This window comes from Buttiauxella sp. (genome assembly GCF_049686335.1).
Lineage (GTDB): Bacteria > Pseudomonadota > Gammaproteobacteria > Enterobacterales > Enterobacteriaceae > Buttiauxella.
The window spans coordinates 314,048-334,132 of sequence record NZ_JBAVHX010000010.1 but is presented as its reverse complement, the minus strand read 5'-3'; the positions used below and the strand labels follow the sequence as shown (position 1 = coordinate 334,132).

Sequence of the window (20,085 nt, the reverse complement as noted above, 5' to 3'; positions counted from 1 at the left end):
CTTCCCTTACTGCACATGAGATATACGGTGTTCAATGAGCATGAAATTACGCCCAACCCAACTACCATACAAGTATGCAAATATTGATTTAGTGCAGTCAGTCACAATTTACTTGTGACGTTTGCAACGAATTACAGCCGATTTGAGATGAAGAAGAAAAGAACAGAACAGACGATAAGCAAAGATGAAGGATCAGGTGCGTGACCAGCCTGCAACGATGATCAGCATGCCGCAAAACGCGACGCTTGCGCCCACCCAATCGTAAGCACTCAATTTGACGCCATCGACCCAGCGCAACCACAGCAATGCGGTAACAACGTAGACGCCACCATAGGCGGCATACACGCGCCCACTTGCCGCCGGATGCAAGGTGAGCAACCAGACAAACATCGCCAGGGAGAACGCAGCCGGGATCAACAACAACGGCGAACCGTCTCGTTTTAACCACAGCCAGGGTAAGAAGCAGCCGATGATTTCAGCCAGCGCTGTCGTAAAAAAAAGTAAGGTTGTTTTGATCATCTTTAACCTTGTCTGGATAATGGGGCTAACAAATGGTCGCGTTGGTCCGCGCCAGTCTCAATGGTACATTTACTTTAACAAATAGCGTCACCCTAAAAGGAAAATGCAATGAACACAAATCTTCGCAAACGTCTGTCCGTGGCAACCCTGCCGCTGGCGTTGTTGCTAAGTGCATTTGCGTTTGTTCAACCAGCCAATGCCCAGACGAACAAGCTGATTATTGAATCTGGTGACAATGCGCAGACTCGCCAGGATGCTGCGATGGATAAAGAGCAATGGAATGACACCCGTAATTTACGCCAGAAAGTGAACAAACGGACCGAAAAAGAGTGGGACAAAGAAGATACGGCTTTTGACGCGCGTGATAATTGCCAGAAAAGTGCCAATCTCAACGCCTACTGGGAACCTAACACCCTGCGTTGTCTGGATCGCCGCACCGGCCGTAACGTCGCACCGTAAGATTGTACTGTAGTCAACGAGGCTTCTGTCCAGAAGCCTTGAAACTTTGAAAGGAACTCACATGCCCGACGAGCTGCAAATCAAGCTTCGCCCCCTGGAACGCGAAGATCTCCGTTTCGTCCATCAACTGGACAACAACGCAAGCGTGATGCGCTACTGGTTTGAAGAACCCTACGAGGCGTTTGTCGAACTCTCTGACCTGTACGACAAACATATTCATGATCAAAGTGAGCGGCGTTTTGTTATTGAATGCAATGGCGAGAAAGCCGGTCTGGTTGAACTGGTCGAAATTAACCATGTTCACCGACGTGCCGAGTTCCAGATTATTATTTCGCCTGACTATCAAGGCAAAGGGCTGGCGTCACGCGCAGCAAAGCTGGCGATGGATTACGGGTTTATGGTGTTGAATCTTTATAAGTTATATTTAATCGTTGATAAAGAAAATGCCAAGGCCGTGCATATTTATAAGAAGCTGGGCTTTATGGTGGAAGGCGAATTAATCCACGAATTCTTTATTAATGGTGAGTATCGCAACACTATCCGTATGTGTATTTTCCAGCAGCAGTATCTGGCGGAGCACAAATCAAGCGGCAATATGTTAAAACCCACCGCGCAATAACGCGTGATGTTGTAGGCCGGGTTAGCGTAAGCGTCACCCGACCTACAAACCTCTGCTACGCCAGATTCAGCGTGGCGCGAAGCTTCGCAGATTCCATACCCAACTCGATCAGTTCCATGACCTGGATGGCTTGAGCCGCCGGTACTGGATTCTCGCCGTGTCCGGTGAGCGCATCGCGAATACCGGCATAGTAGGCAGGATAATTACCCGGCACAGTCAGCAGCGTCTGCTCGCTCATCACATCACCCTGCGCCAGAGTCAGAACACCATCACGCATGTCGTAGCCCCAGTCTTCCTGCGGTAAACGTTCACCCGCTTTCAGGCGGTCCTCCTGCGGATCCAGGCCATATTTGATATAGCTGCCGCGCGCGCCATGCACGATATAACGCGCGGTTTCTGCCGCCGCCAGCAAGGTGCCATGTAGCACAACTCGGCGTTGTGGATACGCCAGTACCGCATGGAAGTAGTCGGTCGCTTGTGCACCCGGGCGCAACTGGCCTAAATCTACGGTTAGGCTCACCGGCAAGCCGAAAAGATTCAGTGCCTGGTCAATCAGATGTGGGCCTAAGTCATACCAGATACCGCTACCAACACCGGCCTGCTCACGCCAGCGATTACGAACTTGCGGGCGGTAACGGTCAAAGTGCGATTCAAAGTAGGCAACTTCACCCAGAGTCCCGTCAGCCAGTAGTCCTTTCAGGGTTAAGAAATCACTGTCCCAACGGCGGTTATGGAACACCGAAAGTAACAAACCGCAGCTTTTTGCCAGTGCATCTAATTCACGCGCTTGTGACAACGTCACGGTAAACGGTTTGTCGACCACCACGTGTTTGCCCGCTTCCAGCGCCGCTTTGGCTAAGGGGAAGTGAGTATCGTTTGGTGTTGGGATGACAATCAGGTCGATATCAGGGTCATTGAACAGATGATGAGGATCAGACACGACCGGCATGTTTGGCCAGTCAGCATGAACTTTCGTGGCATCACTGCTGGAAACAGCAGCTAAAACCATGCCTGGTGTGCCGACAATTAATGGCGCATGAAAGGTTTTGCTGGCGTATCCATAACCAATTAGTCCGACACGAATGTTATCACTCATTTGCATTCCTCATTATTTTTGACGGTTCATTTGACACCATCCCAGTGATTGTAACAACAGGTAATTATATTGTTACGTGTTAGTTGCATACTCACCAGGCGACGGTCAATCAAACGGCTTTCTGGCGTGGTTCCTGGTCGTCACTTCAGGTTGAAAAATCCTAAAAAGCCAGACTCGGGAGATATATTGATTTTTAAAGCGTGGTTAGCGTTTATTATTCATGCAAAACAATCGCACTGTATATCATCTCCTCATCTATTGTATGGATAACATCCTCACATGACTGCTCTCGATTATTTAATGAAGTTTCGCAAAATCAGCTCATCTGAAAGTCTGGAAAAACTGTTCGACCATCTTAATTACACCCTGACAGATAACAATGAACTAATGAATATGTATCGCGCAGCCGACCATCGTCGGGCTGAATTAGTCTCAGGTGGACGTCTGTTTGATTTAGGCTGTGTGCCAAAATCAGTCTGGCGCTATGTGCTCTAACATCTCTCAGGTAGCAAAGCGCTGAAAAAACCTTATAATCCTCCCGCCTTATGATTCGCATAAGGAAAGTTTCAAACTTTTTCGGGAGGTAACATGACGACCTTGCAAGAACCTACGCAAGCACCCCGTATTGCAGGCTGGCTTCTGGCCCCTCTCGCCTGGCTTCTGATGACGCTTCTCAGCAGCTCAATTGCGCTGGCCATTTATCTTATGATGCTCATCTCACCAGAAAGCCATCGACTTATGAGCGCACAAGGCCCCAAAATGGTGATCTTTTGGTACACCTCGATTGCGTGTGCGATTGCCATGTGGGGTTATACCATGTGGTTGACGATTGCCTTCTTCAAACGTCGTAAGAATGTGGTACGTCATTATATTCTTTGGTTATTGTTGTCAGTACTGCTCGCGATTAAAACCTTCGCATTTTCCCCAGTAAGTGACACGCTGGCATTACGTCAGTTGATGTTTCCTTTATTGGCTGCCGCCTTGTTGGTTCCTTACCTCAAGCGCTCGCAGCGCGTGAAGCAAACATTTATTAAGCCGTAATAACCTTATAAACACCCCGTTGTCGTTATTGGTCAGTTGGCCGATAATAGGCGGCTTTTTTTTGGTTTCAGGTCTTATCCATGACAGATTATTTGCTGCTCTTTGTTGGTACGGTGCTGGTCAATAACTTCGTGTTAGTGAAGTTTCTTGGTCTGTGTCCGTTTATGGGGGTTTCCAAAAAACTGGAGACCGCCATCGGCATGGGGCTGGCGACCACTTTTGTACTGACGCTGGCTTCTATTTGCGCCTGGCTGGTCAATGAGTTGATCCTAATTCCTCTCGACTTAGTCTATTTGCGTACGCTGGCGTTTATTCTGGTGATTGCCGTCGTTGTGCAATTTACCGAAATGGTGGTTCGCAAGACCAGCCCGGCTCTCTATCGCTTGCTGGGTATCTTTTTGCCACTTATTACGACTAACTGTGCGGTGCTGGGTGTCGCGCTGCTCAACATCAATCTGGGCCATAACTTCCTGCAATCAGCACTGTATGGCTTCTCTGCCGCAGTCGGTTTTTCGTTGGTGATGGTGTTATTTGCGGCTATTCGCGAACGCATGGCCGTAGCCGATGTGCCCGCCCCTTTTCGCGGCAATGCTATCGCGCTTATCACCGCTGGTTTGATGTCATTAGCCTTCATGGGCTTTAGCGGATTGGTTAAGTTCTGATGAGTACTATCTGGATTGCTGTCATTGCATTGGGCCTGTTAGGCCTGGTGTTTGGGCTGATACTCGGTTACGCCTCACGCCGTTTTCTGGTCGAAGAAGACCCGATTGTCGATAAAATCGATGAGTTACTGCCGCAAAGCCAGTGTGGGCAATGTGGCTACCCTGGCTGTCGTCCGTATGCTGAAGCCGTAGGAAACCAGGGGGCGAATATCAATCTGTGCGCCCCTGGCGGCGAAGCGGTAATGCAAAAAATTGCCACGTTACTGAACGTTGACCCACAGCCTGTCGATGGCGATGGTCTGGCTCAGGAACCAGTGCGCATGCTGGCGGTTATCGACGAACCTAACTGTATTGGCTGCACAAAATGCATTCAGGCCTGTCCGGTTGACGCCATTGTCGGCGCAACCCGTGCCATGCATACCGTTATTAGTGACCTTTGCACCGGATGCAATTTATGTGTCGACCCGTGCCCAACCCGCTGTATTGAGTTGCGCCCGGTCGAAACCACCACAGAAAGCTGGAAGTGGGATCTGCAAACCATCCCGGTTCGACTTATTCCGGTGGAGCAACATGTTTAAGCTATTTACCCGTTTCAACAAAGATAAAATCTGGGATTTTGATGGTGGCATTCATCCACCAGAAATGAAAACTCAGTCTAACGGCACGCCGTTACGCCAGGTTCCTTTACCGCAAAAGCTGGTTATCCCGTTAAAGCAGCACATCGGTGCTGAGGGCGAACTGTGCGTGAAGCCCGGCGATTATGTGCTGCGCGGTCAACCCCTGACCCATGGCCGTGGGCGCATGCTGCCAGTTCATGCACCAACTTCCGGCACCGTTACCGCCATAGCGCCCCACTCCACGGCTCACCCTTCTGCGCTGGCTGAACTGAGTGTCATTATCGAAGCCGATGGTGAAGATAAGTGGATTGAACGCGATGGCTGGCATGACTATCACTCTCGCAGCCGCGAAGAGCTGATTGAGCGTATTCATCAGTTTGGTGTCGCCGGTTTAGGCGGCGCGGGTTTCCCTACCGGCAATAAATTGCACGGCGGCGGGGATAAAATCGACACGCTGATTATCAATGCTGCCGAATGCGAACCGTATATTACTGCCGACGATCGTCTGATGCAGGATTGCGCTGCGCAAATCGTCGAAGGCGTGCGCATCCTCGCGCATATTCTGAAACCACAGCGCGTATTCATCGGTATTGAAGACAACAAACCGCAGGCGATTTCGATGCTGCGTGCGGTGCTTTGCGATACTCATGGCATTCAGCTGCGTGTGATCCCGACGAAATATCCGTCCGGTGGCGCGAAGCAACTTACCCAGATTCTGACCGGTAAACAGGTTCCTCAGGGCGGACGTTCTTCCGATATCGGCGTGTTGATGCAAAACGTCGGGACCGCCTTTGCGGTGAAGCGCGCCATTATCGACGGTGAGCCATTAACCGAACGCGTCGTGACGTTAACCGGCGAGGCCGTTCAGCAGCCGGGTAATGTCTGGGCACGATTGGGGACGCCGGTTCGCCATCTGCTCGATTTCGCCGGTTTCCGTCCTGGTCATGATCAACAAGTGATTATGGGCGGGCCTTTGATGGGCTTTAGCCTGCCGTGGCTGGATGTGCCGGTAGTTAAGATTACCAACTGTTTGCTGGCTCCGTCGTCCAGTGAAATGGGTGAGCAGCAGGAAGAACAAGGTTGTATCCGTTGCAGCGCGTGCGCCGACTCTTGCCCGGCCGATTTATTGCCACAACAGCTTTACTGGTTCAGCCGCGGGCAGCAGCACGATAAAGCGCAGGCACATAACCTGAAAGATTGTATCGAGTGCGGTGCTTGCGCTTATGTCTGCCCAAGCAACATTCCGCTGGTGCAGTATTTCCGTCAGGAAAAGGCCGAGATCCGCGAAATCGAGCTCGAAGCAAAACGTACTGCTGAAGCGAAAATTCGTTTCGAAGCGCGTCAGGCACGACTTGAGCGTGAAAAAGCCGCCCGACTGGAGCGCCATAAAAAAGCAGCGGTTCAACCGACTGCAAAAGATAACGATGCGATTCAGGCAGCCCTGGTCCGCGTGAAAACCAAACAAGCCCAGAGTAGTGAACCGATTGTGATTCAGGCAGGCAGTTTGCCGGATAACCAACAGGTGATTGCTGCTCGTGAAGCGCGTAAAGCCCAGGCTCGTGCGCGTCAGGCAGAAAAAGAGTTACCAGCAAGCGAGACAAATACACCGGTCAGCGACCCGCGCAAAGCGGCAGTTGAGGCGGCTATCGCGCGTGCTAAAGCGCGTAAAGCGGCCCAGGCTGGCGAGTCCGCGCCGGTTGTTGAAACTGCTGAAGTGGCTAAACCTGATGCCGTTGACCCACGCAAAGCGGCGGTCGAAGCAGCTATCGCGCGCGCTAAAGCGCGTAAAGCTGCTCAGGCGGCTGCAGAATCTGTAGAAGAAGCTGACGAAGAACAAGATCCGCGCAAAGCCGCGGTTGCCGCAGCCATCGCCCGAGTTCAGGCGCGGAAAGCGGCGCAACAAATGGCATCAGAGGAATAGATGGTTTTCAAGATAGCAAGCTCCCCTTATACCCATAACCAACGCAGCACTTCCCGGATAATGCTGCTGGTAACCTGTGCGTGCGTGCCGGGAATGGCCATGCTGTGGTACTGGTTCGGTTGGGGCAGTCTGGTGCAAATCGCATTAGGGATCCTGACGGCACTTGCCGCAGAACTGCTGGTGCTCAAACTGCGCAAGCAACCGCTGAGGATCCTGAGTGACAATTCAGCGGCGTTAACCGGTTTGCTTTTAGGCATCAGTATTCCCCCGCTTGCCCCATGGTGGATGGTGATCCTCGGTACCGTATTTGCGGTAATTATCGCAAAACAGTTGTACGGCGGGCTGGGGCACAACCCTTTTAACCCGGCGATGGTCGGCTACGTGGTGTTGCTAATTGCCTTTCCGGTGCAGATGACCTCGTGGCTTCCCCCACAGTCACTGGCGGCCACGGTTCCAGGTTTTGCCGATTCGTTACACGTTATTTTCTCGGGTGCCACTGCCGCGGGTGACAGCATGTCGCAACTGCGCATGGGCATTGATGGGATAAGCCAGGCCACTCCGCTGGATACTTTTAAAACCGGGTTACGTGCCGGGCATTCCGCAACGACGCTGATGCAATCCCCTATCTATACGGGCGTGCTGGCGGGTGTCGGCTGGCAGTGGGTTAACCTGGCGTTCCTCGCAGGTGGCGTGTTCTTATTGTTGAAGGGCGCGATTCGCTGGCATATTCCGGCCAGTTTTCTGATTACACTGGCAGTGTGCGCGACGCTGGGCTGGATGTTCTCTCCCGAAAAATGTGCCTCGCCGGTGATTCACCTGTTCTCTGGCGCAACGATGCTGGGTGCGTTTTTCATTCTGACCGACCCTGTTACTGCCTCGACAACCAATCGTGGGCGTCTGATTTTTGGCGCGCTGGCTGGGATTTTGGTGTGGCTGATTCGTACTTACGGCGGTTATCCAGATGGTGTTGCGTTTGCCGTACTGCTGGCAAATATCACCGTCCCGTTGATTGATTACTACACCCGCCCTCGTGCTTACGGACACCGCTAAGGAAACGTCATGCTGAAAACAATGCAAAAACATGGCGTGACGCTGGCGCTGTTCGCCGTACTGGCAACAGCACTAACCGCAGTCGTCAATGCGTTAACCAAAGATACTATTGAGCAACAGGCCGTTGCTCAACAGAAGCTGTTGTTTGATCAGGTGATTTCCCCTGATAGCTACGACAATAATATTCAGGGTAGTTGCCTGGTGGTCAATGAGCCGCAGTTAGGTAAAGGTGAACGCCATATTTACGTTGCGCGTAAAGGGCAACAGCCCGTTGCCGTGGTGATGGAAGCGACGGCACCTGACGGTTATTCAGGCGCGATTCAGTTACTTATCGCCGCAGATTTTAATGGCAAAGTCCTGGGGTCTCGTGTCACTGAGCATCATGAAACTCCGGGGCTGGGTGATAAAATCGAAACCCGTCTGAGTGACTGGATTACCCATTTTGCCGGTAAAACCATTCAGGGTAGTGATGACCCAAGCTGGGCGGTGAAGAAAGATGGCGGCCAGTTTGATCAGTTTACCGGTGCCACTATCACCCCACGTGCGGTCGTTAACGCAGTTAAGCGTGCGGGACTGTTCGCAAAAACATTGCCATCGCAAATTGATAATCTTCCTGTTTGTGGAGCACAACCATGAGCGAAGTAAAAGATATTGTCGTTCAGGGGTTATGGAAAAATAACTCCGCACTGGTTCAGTTGTTGGGCCTGTGTCCGCTACTGGCGGTAACCTCGACCGCGACCAACGCCCTCGGGCTGGGTCTGGCCACCACGCTGGTGCTGGTGCTGACCAACAGCGCCGTGTCGGCATTGCGTAAGTGGGTTCCTTCGGAAATTCGTATCCCTATTTATGTGATGATCATTGCGTCGGTGGTGAGTACCGTACAAATGCTTATCAATGCCTATGCATACGGTTTGTATCAGTCGCTGGGGATTTTCATCCCTTTGATTGTGACTAACTGTATCGTCATTGGCCGCGCCGAAGCGTTTGCCGCTAAAAAAAGTGTCCCGCTTGCTGCCCTCGATGGACTCGCTATTGGCTTAGGCGCGACAAGCGCGATGTTTGTTTTAGGTTCGCTGCGAGAAATCATTGGCAACGGCACCTTGTTTGATGGCGCTGATTCACTGCTCGGCAGCTGGGCGAAAGTGCTGCGCATCGAAGTCTTCCACACCGACACCCCTTTCCTGCTGGCGATGTTGCCACCGGGTGCCTTCATCGGCCTGGGTTTAATGTTGGCGGTGAAGTATCTGATTGATGAAAAAATGAAAACGCGCCGCGCCGCGAAAGCAGCTGCACCGCAAGGGGATCCAGAGAAAGCGTAATGAATAAAACCAAACGGTTAGAGATCCTCACACGTCTGCGTGATAACAACCCTCACCCGACCACGGAGTTAAATTTTAACTCTCCGTTTGAATTGCTGATATCGGTATTGCTGTCAGCACAAGCTACCGATGTCAGCGTCAACAAAGCCACGGCGAAGTTGTATCCGGTGGCGAACACGCCACAAGCCATGCTTGCTTTAGGCGTGGATGGCGTGAAGTCGTACATCAAGACCATTGGCCTGTTTAACAGCAAAGCCGAAAACGTCATCAAGACCTGCCGGATGTTGATAGAACTACATAATGGTGAAGTCCCGGAAGACCGGGCGGCACTGGAAGCGTTACCGGGTGTGGGTCGCAAAACGGCAAACGTGGTGCTTAATACCGCGTTTGGTTGGCCCACTATCGCGGTAGATACCCATATCTTCCGCGTCTGTAACCGCACCAACTTCGCGCCGGGTAAGAATGTTGAGCAAGTTGAGGATAAACTGCTGAAGGTCGTTCCGGCAGAATTTAAAGTGGATTGCCATCATTGGCTCATTCTTCATGGGCGTTATACCTGCATCGCCCGCAAGCCGCGCTGTGGCTCATGTATCATCGAAGATCTTTGCGAATACAAAGAGAAAGTTGAACTCTGATTTGTTGCCTGCTTCTCGAGTGGCAGGCGATATTCTTTTACACCTCCCCCCATCTCTGTTAACCGCACCGAAATCATTGTTTTATTCTGCATATCATTACCGCTTCGTTTACATCGTCTGGTGTGTAATCACTCGAATAGGTTAATCGTTTTTTTACGATAAGAATTTTCCATAACTATGTGACAAAGATCACATTGATAACCTCGTGTTAAATTTTGGTCATCAAAATGAAACAATTAACCTCGCAATCCTCAGTGATAATCGATCTTAAGCAGTACAATAGCCTGCACAAATCTTTACACCCCGCCCATATCACTAGACATTTGGCTGTAGAGCAGAATATATAACTAAATCGCGTATATTTTATCATCCAAGAAGACAATAAATCGGCAAAGCGCATTTTGATAAAATTTAACGCTGAATAACAATTTGCTTTGCGGAGCTTTATCTTGCGCAGGATAAATGTAACAGCTTATTACAAACCTCTTGCCTGATGCCGCAGGATAGTGAACATTACCCGCCGTTTCCCCTTCCTTATAACTAAAAAAGCGAATGCCCGCCCGGCATGACGCTTAGAAAATTCCTGTTAAAGTGGGATGTAAAAAAAGAGGTATATGTGTCGACTGCAAACAAAAAACCAGCAGAAAGCGTGAGTCTGAACGCTTTCAAACAACCTAAATCGTTCTATCTGATTTTCTCTATCGAGTTGTGGGAGCGTTTTGGCTACTACGGCCTGCAAGGCATCATGGCCGTTTACCTGGTCAAAATGCTGGGTATGTCCGAAGCTGACTCCATCACCCTGTTCTCTTCCTTCAGCGCACTGGTCTACGGCATGGTCGCTATCGGTGGTTGGTTGGGCGATAAAGTTCTCGGCACCAAACGTGTCATTGTGCTCGGGACTATCGTACTGGCTATCGGTTACGCGCTGGTAGCTTATTCCGGCCACGATGTTGCTATCGTGTATATGGGTATGGCGACTATCGCTGTGGGTAACGGCTTGTTCAAGGCTAACCCATCTTCCCTGCTTTCCACTTGCTATGAAAAGGATGACCCACGTCTGGACGGTGCATTTACCATGTACTACATGTCCATCAACATCGGTTCATTTTTCTCCATGTTGGCCACTCCGTGGCTTGCCGCGAAGTATGGCTGGAGCGTTGCGTTCTCACTGAGCTTCGTGGGTATGCTGATCACCCTCGTGAACTTCATGTTCTGTAAGAAGTGGGTGAAAAACCACGGTTCCAAACCTGACTTCCAGCCTGTTCACCTCGGTAAACTGGCGACCACAATTGTCGGCGTTCTGGTGTTGGTTGCCGCAGCAACCTGGCTGCTGCACAACCAGGGTATCGCCCGTATGGTTCTGGGCGTAGTCGCTCTGGGCATCGTAGTTATCTTTGCTAAAGAAGCTTTCGCCATGCAGGGTGCAGCACGTCGTAAGATGATTGTTGCGTTCATCCTGATGGTTCAGGCCATTGTCTTCTTCGTGCTTTACAGCCAAATGCCTACTTCTCTGAACTTCTTTGCGATTCGTAACGTCGAGCACTCCATTCTGGGTGTGATGTTCGAACCAGAACAGTTCCAGGCGCTGAACCCATTCTGGATCATGATTGGTAGCCCGATTCTGGCTGCAATCTATAACAAGATGGGCGACCGCATGCCTATGCCGCACAAGTTCGCTTTCGGTATGGTTCTGTGTTCACTAGCCTTCCTGGTGCTGCCACTGGGTGCCAAGTTTGCCTCTGACGCGGGTATCGTTTCTGTTAGCTGGTTGATTCTGAGCTACGCACTGCAAAGTATCGGTGAGCTGATGATTTCAGGTCTGGGTCTGGCAATGGTTGCACAGCTGGTTCCACAGCGTCTGATGGGCTTCATCATGGGTAGCTGGTTCCTGACCACTGCTGGTGCTGCAATCATCGCAGGTAAAGTTGCAAACCTGATGGCTGTACCTGAAAACGTTACAGATCCGCTGGTGTCACTGGAAGTTTATGGCCGTGTATTCATGCAGATTGGTATTGCTACCGCAGTTATCGCAATTCTGATGATGATCACCGCACCAAAACTGAGCCGTATGGCACAGAGTGACGAAAAAGCTGAAGCCGCCAAGGAAACAGCTACCGCGTAATGTAGCGGGAAACATGATTTTTTCAGCCGTTAGCTTTTAGCTAACGGCTTTTTTTTTGCCCGTTTGCGCACTAACATAGGGTATCTTAGCGCCCCATAGGAGTTCAGAAATGAAACTGTATTATAAAGCTGGTGCCTGTTCCCTCTCCCCCCACATCATCCTGCGCGAAACCGGTGTAGATTTCTCCCTCGTCAAAGTCGATTTAGCGGCAAAGAAAACCGAAACGGGTGACGACTATCTTGAAGTTAATGCCAAAGGCCAGGTTCCGGCACTGGTACTTGATGACGGTTCGCTGCTGACTGAAGGGGTTGCGATTGTGCAGTTCCTCGCAGATAAAGTGCCTGACCGCCAGTTGCTCGCTCCCGCAGGTAGCATGACGCGCTACCACACGCTGGAATGGCTGAACTACATCGCAACCGAGTTACATAAAGGTTTCTCGCCGCTGTTTAATCCAGCAACGCCTGAAGAGTTCAAAACCATCACTCGTGCCGCTCTTGAGAAGAAATTCAAATACGTCAACGAAGAGCTAAATGACAAACAGTGGCTGATGGGTCTACGTTTTAGCGTGGCGGATGCGTATCTGTTTACCGTATTGCGCTGGGCGCAGGCATTGAAACTTAATCTGGAAGGGTTGAGCAACATCGACGCATTTATGGAACGAATGAAAGCGCGTCCGGCAGTGGCGGCGGCGTTAACGGCTGAAGGGATTTAATTCGCTATCAGTATGTCGGATAACGCTTACGCTTATCCGGCATAACTTTGTCGATACAGGCGGAATGGCGTAAACGTCATCCGCCTTTTTTATTACAATTTTACCGCAGTAAAATAGTGCTCAGGGCGTGCAATACCTTCCTGCGCCGCCACCAGTTGTAACTCATATTCTTCCATTTTCTTTGTCACAACCATGATGTCGTAAACCGCGGCGGTCACATGTTCTAATGCTTCGCGCAGCGTAGCGCCATGCAACAAATTCACCAGCAGCAGTCCGCTGGTGACATCACCCACACCGACAGGCTGGCGGTCACCAAAATCGACCAATGGACGATGGATATGCCAGGCTTCATCTGCGGTCACCAGTAGCATTTCAAAGCGATCATGTTGATAGGCGGCGCGCGCCAGGTGTTTCACCAACACAATTTCCGGGCCCAGAGCAATCAACTCTCTTGCCGCACTGACCGCCTCATCCACGGTATCCACCGCATGACCGCACAGAATTTCAAGCTCAATCAGGTTTGGCGCGATAATGTCACTGGCAGGCATTGCATAACGCGTATGGAACTCGGCGACACCTGGTGCGACGATACAGCCCTTTTCAGGATGCCCCATGACAGGGTCGCAGAAATACTTCGCTTTTGGGTTCGCTTCTTTCACTTTACGCACAATAGAAAGAATGTGTTCACCCTGTTCCGCTGAGCCAAGATAACCACTCAGAACCGCATCACAACGCTCTAACTGCCCAATATCTGCAATCCCCTGCACAATCTCGCTGAGGTGGCTGGCGGGCATGACGTTGCCTGTCCATTTGCCGTATTGGGTATGGTTGGAGAACTGCACTGTGTTCAGCGGCCATACGTTGGCGCCCAGACGTCGCATCGGGAATTCTGCTGCGCTATTACCTGCATGACCGAAAACTACATGGGATTGGATGGCAAGAATGTTTTTCATTTCTCTACTCAGAAACACCGATTTTTATAGGGGTTGCGAAATTACAACGAGTGGCAAAAATAAAGGGCGTGGTTTCCCACGCCCTTCTGTTGTTTCTTAATTACTTCCAGCAAACGAGGCAGTAATTTTTCTTACCCCGGCGCAGCAAGGTGTAGCGATTGAAAAGAATATCGCTATCCACAAAGGTATATTCCGGATCTGACTGCTTTTCGCCATTAATGGTAATAGCGTTCTGCGCGATGGTTTTACGTGCCTGACCGCGTGACGGTTGCAGTTCAGAATCAACCAACGCCTGTTGCAGGTCAGCGCCACGTTCCATTTCTACCATTGGTACGCCGTCTTGTGCCAGTTGCTCAAGGTCAGCTTCGGTCAAATCGCTCAGGTTGCCGTTGAACAGGCTGCTGGTGATACGTTTTGCCGCTTCCAGGCCTTCTTCACCGTGGACCAGACGCGTCACTTGCTCTGCCAGTACGTATTGCGCACGCGGGGCCGTACCGCTGTTCTTGTCTTCTTCTTCCAGCGCGTCGATTTCTTCGAGGCTCATAAAGGTGAAGAATTTCAGGAAGCGATAAACATCGGAATCTGCCGTGTTAATCCAGAACTGGTAGAACTTGTACGGACTGGTTTTCTTAGGATCCAGCCATACCGCGCCACCTTCGGTTTTACCAAACTTGGTGCCGTCAGATTTGGTGATCAACGGAACCGTCAGGCCAAAGGCTTGTTGCTGATGCAGACGACGGGTCAAATCGATACCGGAGGTGATGTTGCCCCACTGGTCAGAACCACCAATTTGTAGCACTACGCCATGCAGCTTGTTCAGGCACGCAAAGTCATAACCTTGCAGCAGGTTGTAGGAGAACTCCGTAAAGGAGATACCGACATCATCACGGTTCAGACGCTGCTTCACCGCTTCTTTGTTGATCATCTGGTTAACAGAGAAGTGCTTACCAATATCACGCAGGAAGGTCAGAACGTTCATTCCGCCAAACCAGTCGTAGTTATTAGCCGCAATCGCTGAGTTTTCGCCACAGTTGAAATCAAGGAACGGTGCAACCTGACGGCGGATTTTTTCCACCCATTCTTGCACGGTATCTTCGGTATTCAGTTTACGCTCAGAGGCTTTGAAACTCGGGTCGCCAATCAGACCTGTCGCACCACCCACCAGCGCAACCGGTTTGTGACCGGCTTCCTGGAAGCGTTTCAGGCACAGCAGTGGAACCAGATGGCCCAAATGCAAGCTGTCAGCGGTAGGATCAAAGCCGCAATACAGAGCAATTGGCCCTTGCGCCAGTCGCTGTGCTAACGCTTCTTCATCCGTTACCTGGGCGACTAAGCCCCGCTCTTGCAATTGTTTTATCAAATTGATGCTTGCCATCAAATTCTCCATCTATATACGACTGCACCTTGGCCGGTACACGGCTTTTCGCCTGTTGGCGAAAGGAGTTAATTTCTTAGGGGACATAGAATAAAGCGCCAGCAGCAGGAGTACCAGCGCTTAAAACGACAATTTCCCGATGTTATGGAGCCAGACGGTCTATTTTCCAGGCACTACCTTCACGCTGGTATAAAAAACGATCGTGTAGACGATGCTCGCCGCCCTGCCAGAATTCCATTTGTTCAATTGTTACGCGATAACCACCCCAGAAACTCGGTAATGGAATTTCGCCTTGCTGGAATTTCTGTTTCAGTTCGAGGAATTTACTTTCAAGAATACCGCGAGCGGAAATTCGGCTGGATTGTTTGGATACCCAGGCACCGATTTGGCTATCACGCGGCCGACTGTGGAAATACTTCATTACTTCAATCGTGGATAAACGCTCCGCAGTGCCTTGCACCATTACCTGGCGATCGAGCATATGCCACGGGAAATGCAGGCTGATACGCGGGTTGTTCTCCAGATGATGCGCCTTGCGCGAGCCCAGGTTGGTATAAAATACCAGGCCACGTTCATCAAAGTGTTTGAGCAAAACAATACGCTGATACGGCTGACCGTTCTCATCGACTGTCGCCACTACCATGGCGGTAGGATCCGCTAATTTTGCATCGCAAGCCTGGGCGAGCCAGCGCTCAAACAACGCTAACGGTTGTTCAGTAAGATCATTGCGTCGCAAGCCACCTTTAGTGTATTCGCGGCGCAGATGGGCAATTTGTTGCAAAGAGTCGTTATCAGACATGGCGTTACGTCAGGCTATCATCAGGTGGAGCTATTGTGCGCTCCACCCTGAGAAATCTCAACGTTTGGGATTTTGTAGCTGGCAATTATCTAATACAACCGTGTCTTTACGGTACACCGTCGCAGTATCCCCCTTCGACCAGAACACATAGACACCATCAGTATAACGCGCACCCGATGCAGACAGCCCCTGCGTCAGGGACAGGTTTTCGTTGTCATACACAAAGTGAACCATGGTTTTTTGGCTGTTTTGTGTCACTGTCAGGGGTTTGTCATCACATTGATATTGCAGCGTATCCGTCTGCATACGTTCAACAAAAGAGTTGTAGTAGCTACACCCGGCAAGCATGAAAGGAATAGTGGCAATAAGTCGTTTTTTCATCTGCATGTCCTGAAGTTCTTATTATTTCTTATAAAGGGGGAGCTTAACCTCCCCCATTAACTTCAGTTTAGAGATTTAGTGCGGAATATAATTTCAGTTAACTCTGATTATTTAGGGAATTTTGTGCAGTGGGTTGGCAGGAAAAATTGCCCCTATCACGCTAGCCGCGGAAGCACCCGTGACCGAAGGCAGGTTGCCCGGTAACCCCGATAAGGTACGAAAAGCAAGCCAGGCGAAAGCCAGCGCTTCCATATCATCGCCACTGATTCCTGCTTCGTCAGTGGTCGTAACTTCAATTCCTGGAAGCAACGCAGCCAGACGAGCCATTAACAGAGGATTGCGACAGCCGCCGCCACACACCATCAAACGTTCACAACCGCCACTCAACAGCACTTGCTCTGAAATCGTGACCGCAGTCAGTTCGGTAAGCGTTGCCTGGACATCTTCTCCACCAAGACCTGGGAATGCGGCGAGTTGCCGCTCAAGCCAGCCATAGTTGAAATACTCGCGCCCGGTGCTTTTTGGCGCGGGCATCGCAAAGTAAGGGTCACTCAGCATTTGTTGTAGCAATGGGATAATCACCTTGCCGCTGATCGCCCACTGCGCGTCTTTATCGTAGGCTTTTCCACGCTGACGCCAGATCCAGGCATCCATCAGCATGTTTCCTGGCCCGGTATCGAACCCGCGCACCGGCTGTTCGGGGTTCAGCAGCGAAAGATTCGCAATGCCACCGATGTTCAGCACCATGCGATGCTCAGTCGGATGGCCCAACAAAGCCTGATGGAAAGCTGGCACAAGCGGTGCGCCCTGCCCGCCAAGCGCCATATCACGGCGACGGAAGTCCCCCACAACGGTGACGCCGGTACGGGCAACAATGTGGTTATTGTCCCCAATTTGCAGGGTGTGCGGCGCCTCACCTTGTGGCTCATGCCACACCGTTTGCCCGTGGCAACCAATGGCGGTGACATCGGTATAGGACAGCCCTTGTTCATTCATCAGGGTTTGTACGGCTTCGGCAAACAATTTACCCAGCCGATTATCAAGCTGACCGAGTTGAGAAAGTGTAAGTGGCTGGCCCTGGCAAATAGCCAGAATAGCTTTTTTAATATCCAGCGGAATGGGATGGCAGTAACTGGCCTGTTGGGCAACAAGATGTTCATCGATCGCCGCCAGCACGACATCAATACCGTCAAGACTGGTCCCTGACATCACACCGATATAACGCCCTGATTTCATCTGTTACTCCTGAAGACTCGCCAAATGGGGGATTAATTTCCCAATAAACTAACATTCATTACCGTGTTTAATTAATAATTTTTAACAACATTGCGTCACAAAATGATATTGAAAGTCATCTGATGCTTTAAGTGCAACAGGTTTAATTCCGGTTGATAACCGCTTTTTTAGTATCAATGCCATAATGCGTCTGAACTAATATTAAATTCAGCACCTAAATACCATATAATTTAGGCACGATGGATGCTCGGTTGGGCGTTTCTAGATGATCAGGAGAGTCATAAATGATTTCACGTATACTGGCAGTCTCGTTAGTGGGTTTAACTTTGGCTGGTTGCGCCAACACCAGTACGCTTTCGGGCGACGTGTATAGCGCCTCAGAAGCCAAACAAGTTCAAAGCGTAACCTACGGCACATTGGTCTCCGCCCGCCCGGTTCAAATCCAGGCTGGTAACGACTCAAATGTGATGGGCGCGATTGGTGGTGCAGTGCTGGGTGGTTTCCTGGGTAACACTGTTGGCGGCGGTACGGGTCGTTCACTGGCAACTGCAGCAGGTGCAGTCGCAGGTGGCGTAGCAGGCCAGAGCGTTCAGGGTGCAATGAATAAAACTGATGGTGTTGAGCTAGAAATTCGTAAAGATGATGGCAACACTATTCTGGTCGTGCAGAAACAAGGCCAGACCAAATTCACTGCAGGTCAACGTGTAAGAATCGCCAGCAACGGTAGCCAGACGACGGTTTCGCCAAATTAAAAGTGTTTGGGGTGGCTTGATTGCAAGTCGCCCCACTTTATTACTGCGGCTACGAACGTTGCAAAATAGAAAGCCTCACCGACCGATGAGGCTTACTGAAAGGCATTACTCTTTTGTCTGTAGATGAACGATGTTTTGTTCCAGGCGATTAATCAGGTCAAGTAACTGATCTTGTTCTTCAGAACTGATCCCCAACAAAATCTCAGTACGTGTTTTTCTGATTACCGTTTCCATCTCATTAATGATTGGCTCAGCACGTTCAGTAAGCTTTATGCGTTTTGCTCTGCGGTCATTCGCGCAGGTTTGCCGTGAAATAAGCCCTTTCTCTTCAAGCTGATCTAACGTTCTCACCAGTGATGGTTGCTCGATACCAATCGCTTTAGCCAACTGAATCTGGGACTGCTCGGGCGGCAACTGGTGAATATTGTGCAGCGTAACCCAATGAGTCTGTGTCAACTCCAGCGGTTTCAGGCGATGGTCAATCAGAGCACGCCAAATGCGCACCAACCGTGCCAAATCTGATCCTAGTGGCGATTCCAATTTCATCTCCTTATAATTAGCTTGCTAACTTATTATACTGATTTTAAACTATTGTGCAGGCAATAATTGAAAAATTAAATTCCTTACTTTTGCTGACGTTAAGCAACCAGCTATACTTTTAGTTTACAACTAAGTCAGGGGAAACGGCAGTCATCCCTGTAAATTTAAAGGATTATCTGACGTGAGATTCGATTTTTTAACATCAGGTCTACCTCTCCAGGACTTGGTTGTAGGGGCTTCCGTCTACTTCCCCCCTATTTTTAAAGCGGTCATCCTTGGTTTTTTTATCTGGCTTATTCTTCATCATTTGTTGCGTGACTGGATGTATTCCGGCGATATCTGGCACCCGACATTAATGGATTTGTCGTTATTTTCGCTCTCCGTCTGTGCAGGACTTGCGTTTCTGGTGGTGTGGTAAAACATGAAAACAATAAAGTATTTTTCCACGCTGCTGATATTCGCGGTAGCCATCGTTGTTGGCTGGTTGTTATGGAATTATTACATGCAATCCCCGTGGACGCGAGATGGTAAAGTACGCGCCGAACAAGTGAGCATCACGCCGCAGGTTTCAGGGACCATTACTCAACTCAATATTAAAGATAACCAGTTTGTCAAAGCCGGTACGGTGCTGTTTACCATCGACCCCACGCCTTATCACATTGCCCAACTGAACGCCGAAGCACAGCTTGCTCAGGCGCAGTCTGAACTGGCAAAAGCCAGCAACGAAGCGCTGCGTCGCAGAAATCTACCCCGCAATTACATATCGGCTGAAGATATGGATACCGCGAATATTAATGTCAAAGCCGAGCAAGCCGCGGTCAAAGCGGCCGAAGCCACACTTGAGCAGGCAAAATGGCAAATTACCCAAACGACTGTCACCGCCCCCGTAGACGGCTGGGTAACCAATCTCTCTACACGTACCGGTAACTACGCCACCACAGGCCAGCCGGTGTTCGCCCTCGTCGACAGCCACTCTTTTTACGTCGTGGGCTACTTTGAAGAAACCAAACTGCGCCATATCCAACCGGGCGATGCCACACAGATAGTGCTGTATAGCGGCCATGTCCCGTTACGCGGCAAAGTCCAGAGCATTGGACGTGCGATTTACGATCAAAGCGTGGAAAGTAACAGTGATTTAGTACCGGATATTAAACCGAATGTGCCATGGGTACGGTTGGCGCAACGCGTTCCGGTGCGCATTCAGTTAGATGACATCCCGCAAGGCATTACGCTGGTTTCCGGCACCACCTGTACAGTCACCATTCAACACTGACGCC

The 20,085-nt window shown here is 50.4% G+C and carries 24 protein-coding genes; 16 read left to right on the top strand and 8 right to left on the bottom strand.

Going from position 1 to position 20,085, the window contains the following annotated elements:
• Positions 1-192: 192 nt before the first annotated feature.
• The gene (locus WBL83_RS10375) at positions 193-519 is read right to left on the bottom strand and encodes a YnfA family protein (protein WP_424589061.1); all 327 of its coding nucleotides are present in this window, start codon (positions 517-519) and stop codon (positions 193-195) included.
• Positions 520-627: 108 nt separating this feature from the next.
• Between WBL83_RS10375 and WBL83_RS10370 the strand changes: the two genes are divergently transcribed.
• Both WBL83_RS10370 and speG read left to right on the top strand, forming a co-directional pair.
• The gene (locus tag WBL83_RS10370; protein ID WP_424589060.1) at positions 628-978 is read left to right on the top strand and encodes a DUF1283 family protein; all 351 of its coding nucleotides are present in this window, start codon (positions 628-630) and stop codon (positions 976-978) included.
• 61 nt (positions 979-1,039) lie between these two features.
• On the top strand, positions 1,040-1,597 hold the full coding sequence (speG, locus tag WBL83_RS10365; RefSeq protein WP_424589059.1) for a spermidine N1-acetyltransferase: 558 nt from the start codon (positions 1,040-1,042) through the stop codon (positions 1,595-1,597).
• 55 nt (positions 1,598-1,652) lie between these two features.
• Here speG and WBL83_RS10360 read toward each other — a convergent pair whose 3' ends face one another.
• Positions 1,653-2,693 (bottom strand): oxidoreductase, encoded by a 1,041-nt coding sequence (locus tag WBL83_RS10360; protein ID WP_424589058.1) that lies wholly within the window; start codon positions 2,691-2,693, stop codon positions 1,653-1,655.
• Between the two features lie 279 nt (positions 2,694-2,972).
• Here WBL83_RS10360 and ydgT point away from each other — a divergent pair, with 279 nt between their 5' ends.
• From ydgT to gstA, 11 genes are all read left to right on the top strand, one after another.
• Positions 2,973-3,188 carry a transcription modulator YdgT gene (ydgT, locus tag WBL83_RS10355; RefSeq protein WP_034495755.1) on the top strand — a complete coding sequence of 72 codons (216 nt, stop codon included), beginning with the start codon at positions 2,973-2,975 and terminating at the stop codon, positions 3,186-3,188.
• Positions 3,189-3,281: 93 nt separating this feature from the next.
• A complete protein-coding gene (locus tag WBL83_RS10350) occupies positions 3,282-3,734 on the top strand; it encodes a DUF2569 domain-containing protein (RefSeq protein ID WP_424589057.1) in 453 nt (150 codons plus the stop codon).
• Positions 3,735-3,814: 80 nt separating this feature from the next.
• Positions 3,815-4,396, top strand: a complete 582-nt coding sequence (gene rsxA, locus WBL83_RS10345) for an electron transport complex subunit RsxA (RefSeq protein WP_424589056.1) — start codon at positions 3,815-3,817, stop codon at positions 4,394-4,396.
• Positions 4,396-4,974, top strand: coding sequence for an electron transport complex subunit RsxB (gene rsxB, locus WBL83_RS10340; RefSeq protein WP_424589055.1), 579 nt, complete (start codon positions 4,396-4,398; stop codon positions 4,972-4,974). Before rsxA ends, rsxB begins: the two co-directional genes overlap by 1 nt.
• The gene (gene rsxC, locus WBL83_RS10335) at positions 4,967-6,934 is read left to right on the top strand and encodes an electron transport complex subunit RsxC (protein WP_424589054.1); all 1,968 of its coding nucleotides are present in this window, start codon (positions 4,967-4,969) and stop codon (positions 6,932-6,934) included. The genes rsxB and rsxC overlap by 8 nt, the downstream gene beginning before the upstream one ends.
• Positions 6,935-7,984: an electron transport complex subunit RsxD gene (gene rsxD, locus WBL83_RS10330; RefSeq protein ID WP_424589053.1), complete on the top strand. Its 1,050-nt coding sequence runs from the start codon at positions 6,935-6,937 to the stop codon at positions 7,982-7,984.
• A gap of 9 nt (positions 7,985-7,993) precedes the next feature.
• Positions 7,994-8,620 (top strand): electron transport complex subunit RsxG, encoded by a 627-nt coding sequence (rsxG, locus tag WBL83_RS10325; protein ID WP_424589052.1) that lies wholly within the window; start codon positions 7,994-7,996, stop codon positions 8,618-8,620.
• Positions 8,617-9,303, top strand: a complete 687-nt coding sequence (locus WBL83_RS10320; protein WP_424589051.1) for an electron transport complex subunit E — start codon at positions 8,617-8,619, stop codon at positions 9,301-9,303. The genes rsxG and WBL83_RS10320 overlap by 4 nt, the downstream gene beginning before the upstream one ends.
• A complete protein-coding gene (gene nth, locus WBL83_RS10315; protein ID WP_424589050.1) occupies positions 9,303-9,938 on the top strand; it encodes an endonuclease III in 636 nt (211 codons plus the stop codon). Before WBL83_RS10320 ends, nth begins: the two co-directional genes overlap by 1 nt.
• 616 nt (positions 9,939-10,554) lie before the next feature.
• The gene (dtpA, locus tag WBL83_RS10310; protein ID WP_424589049.1) at positions 10,555-12,060 is read left to right on the top strand and encodes a dipeptide/tripeptide permease DtpA; all 1,506 of its coding nucleotides are present in this window, start codon (positions 10,555-10,557) and stop codon (positions 12,058-12,060) included.
• Between the two features lie 109 nt (positions 12,061-12,169).
• Positions 12,170-12,772 carry a glutathione transferase GstA gene (gene gstA / locus WBL83_RS10305; protein WP_424589048.1) on the top strand — a complete coding sequence of 201 codons (603 nt, stop codon included), beginning with the start codon at positions 12,170-12,172 and terminating at the stop codon, positions 12,770-12,772.
• 92 nt (positions 12,773-12,864) lie between these two features.
• Here the strand turns inward: gstA and pdxY are convergent, their stop codons facing one another.
• The 5 genes from pdxY to anmK form a co-directional block, all read right to left on the bottom strand.
• Positions 12,865-13,725, bottom strand: coding sequence for a pyridoxal kinase PdxY (gene pdxY / locus WBL83_RS10300; protein WP_424589047.1), 861 nt, complete (start codon positions 13,723-13,725; stop codon positions 12,865-12,867).
• Between the two features lie 100 nt (positions 13,726-13,825).
• Positions 13,826-15,100, bottom strand: coding sequence for a tyrosine--tRNA ligase (gene tyrS, locus WBL83_RS10295; RefSeq protein WP_424589046.1), 1,275 nt, complete (start codon positions 15,098-15,100; stop codon positions 13,826-13,828).
• Positions 15,101-15,242: 142 nt separating this feature from the next.
• Entirely contained in the window at positions 15,243-15,899 is a 657-nt protein-coding gene (pdxH, locus tag WBL83_RS10290; RefSeq protein WP_424589045.1) for a pyridoxamine 5'-phosphate oxidase, read from the bottom strand.
• 57 nt (positions 15,900-15,956) lie between these two features.
• Positions 15,957-16,280 carry a C-type lysozyme inhibitor gene (mliC, locus tag WBL83_RS10285; RefSeq protein ID WP_424589044.1) on the bottom strand — a complete coding sequence of 108 codons (324 nt, stop codon included), beginning with the start codon at positions 16,278-16,280 and terminating at the stop codon, positions 15,957-15,959.
• A gap of 111 nt (positions 16,281-16,391) precedes the next feature.
• The gene (gene anmK, locus WBL83_RS10280) at positions 16,392-17,516 is read right to left on the bottom strand and encodes an anhydro-N-acetylmuramic acid kinase (RefSeq protein ID WP_424589043.1); all 1,125 of its coding nucleotides are present in this window, start codon (positions 17,514-17,516) and stop codon (positions 16,392-16,394) included.
• 284 nt (positions 17,517-17,800) lie between these two features.
• On the opposite strand from anmK, the gene slyB reads away from it, so the two are divergent.
• Positions 17,801-18,268, top strand: coding sequence for an outer membrane lipoprotein SlyB (gene slyB / locus WBL83_RS10275; protein WP_424589042.1), 468 nt, complete (start codon positions 17,801-17,803; stop codon positions 18,266-18,268).
• Positions 18,269-18,373: 105 nt separating this feature from the next.
• Here slyB and slyA read toward each other — a convergent pair whose 3' ends face one another.
• Positions 18,374-18,808: a transcriptional regulator SlyA gene (slyA, locus tag WBL83_RS10270; RefSeq protein ID WP_424589041.1), complete on the bottom strand. Its 435-nt coding sequence runs from the start codon at positions 18,806-18,808 to the stop codon at positions 18,374-18,376.
• 181 nt (positions 18,809-18,989) lie between these two features.
• Here slyA and WBL83_RS10265 point away from each other — a divergent pair, with 181 nt between their 5' ends.
• Both WBL83_RS10265 and WBL83_RS10260 read left to right on the top strand, forming a co-directional pair.
• A complete protein-coding gene (locus WBL83_RS10265; RefSeq protein ID WP_424589040.1) occupies positions 18,990-19,226 on the top strand; it encodes a DUF1656 domain-containing protein in 237 nt (78 codons plus the stop codon).
• A 3-nt stretch (positions 19,227-19,229) separates the two neighbouring features.
• Positions 19,230-20,081, top strand: coding sequence for an efflux RND transporter periplasmic adaptor subunit (locus tag WBL83_RS10260; RefSeq protein ID WP_424589039.1), 852 nt, complete (start codon positions 19,230-19,232; stop codon positions 20,079-20,081).
• Positions 20,082-20,085 lie beyond the last annotated feature (4 nt).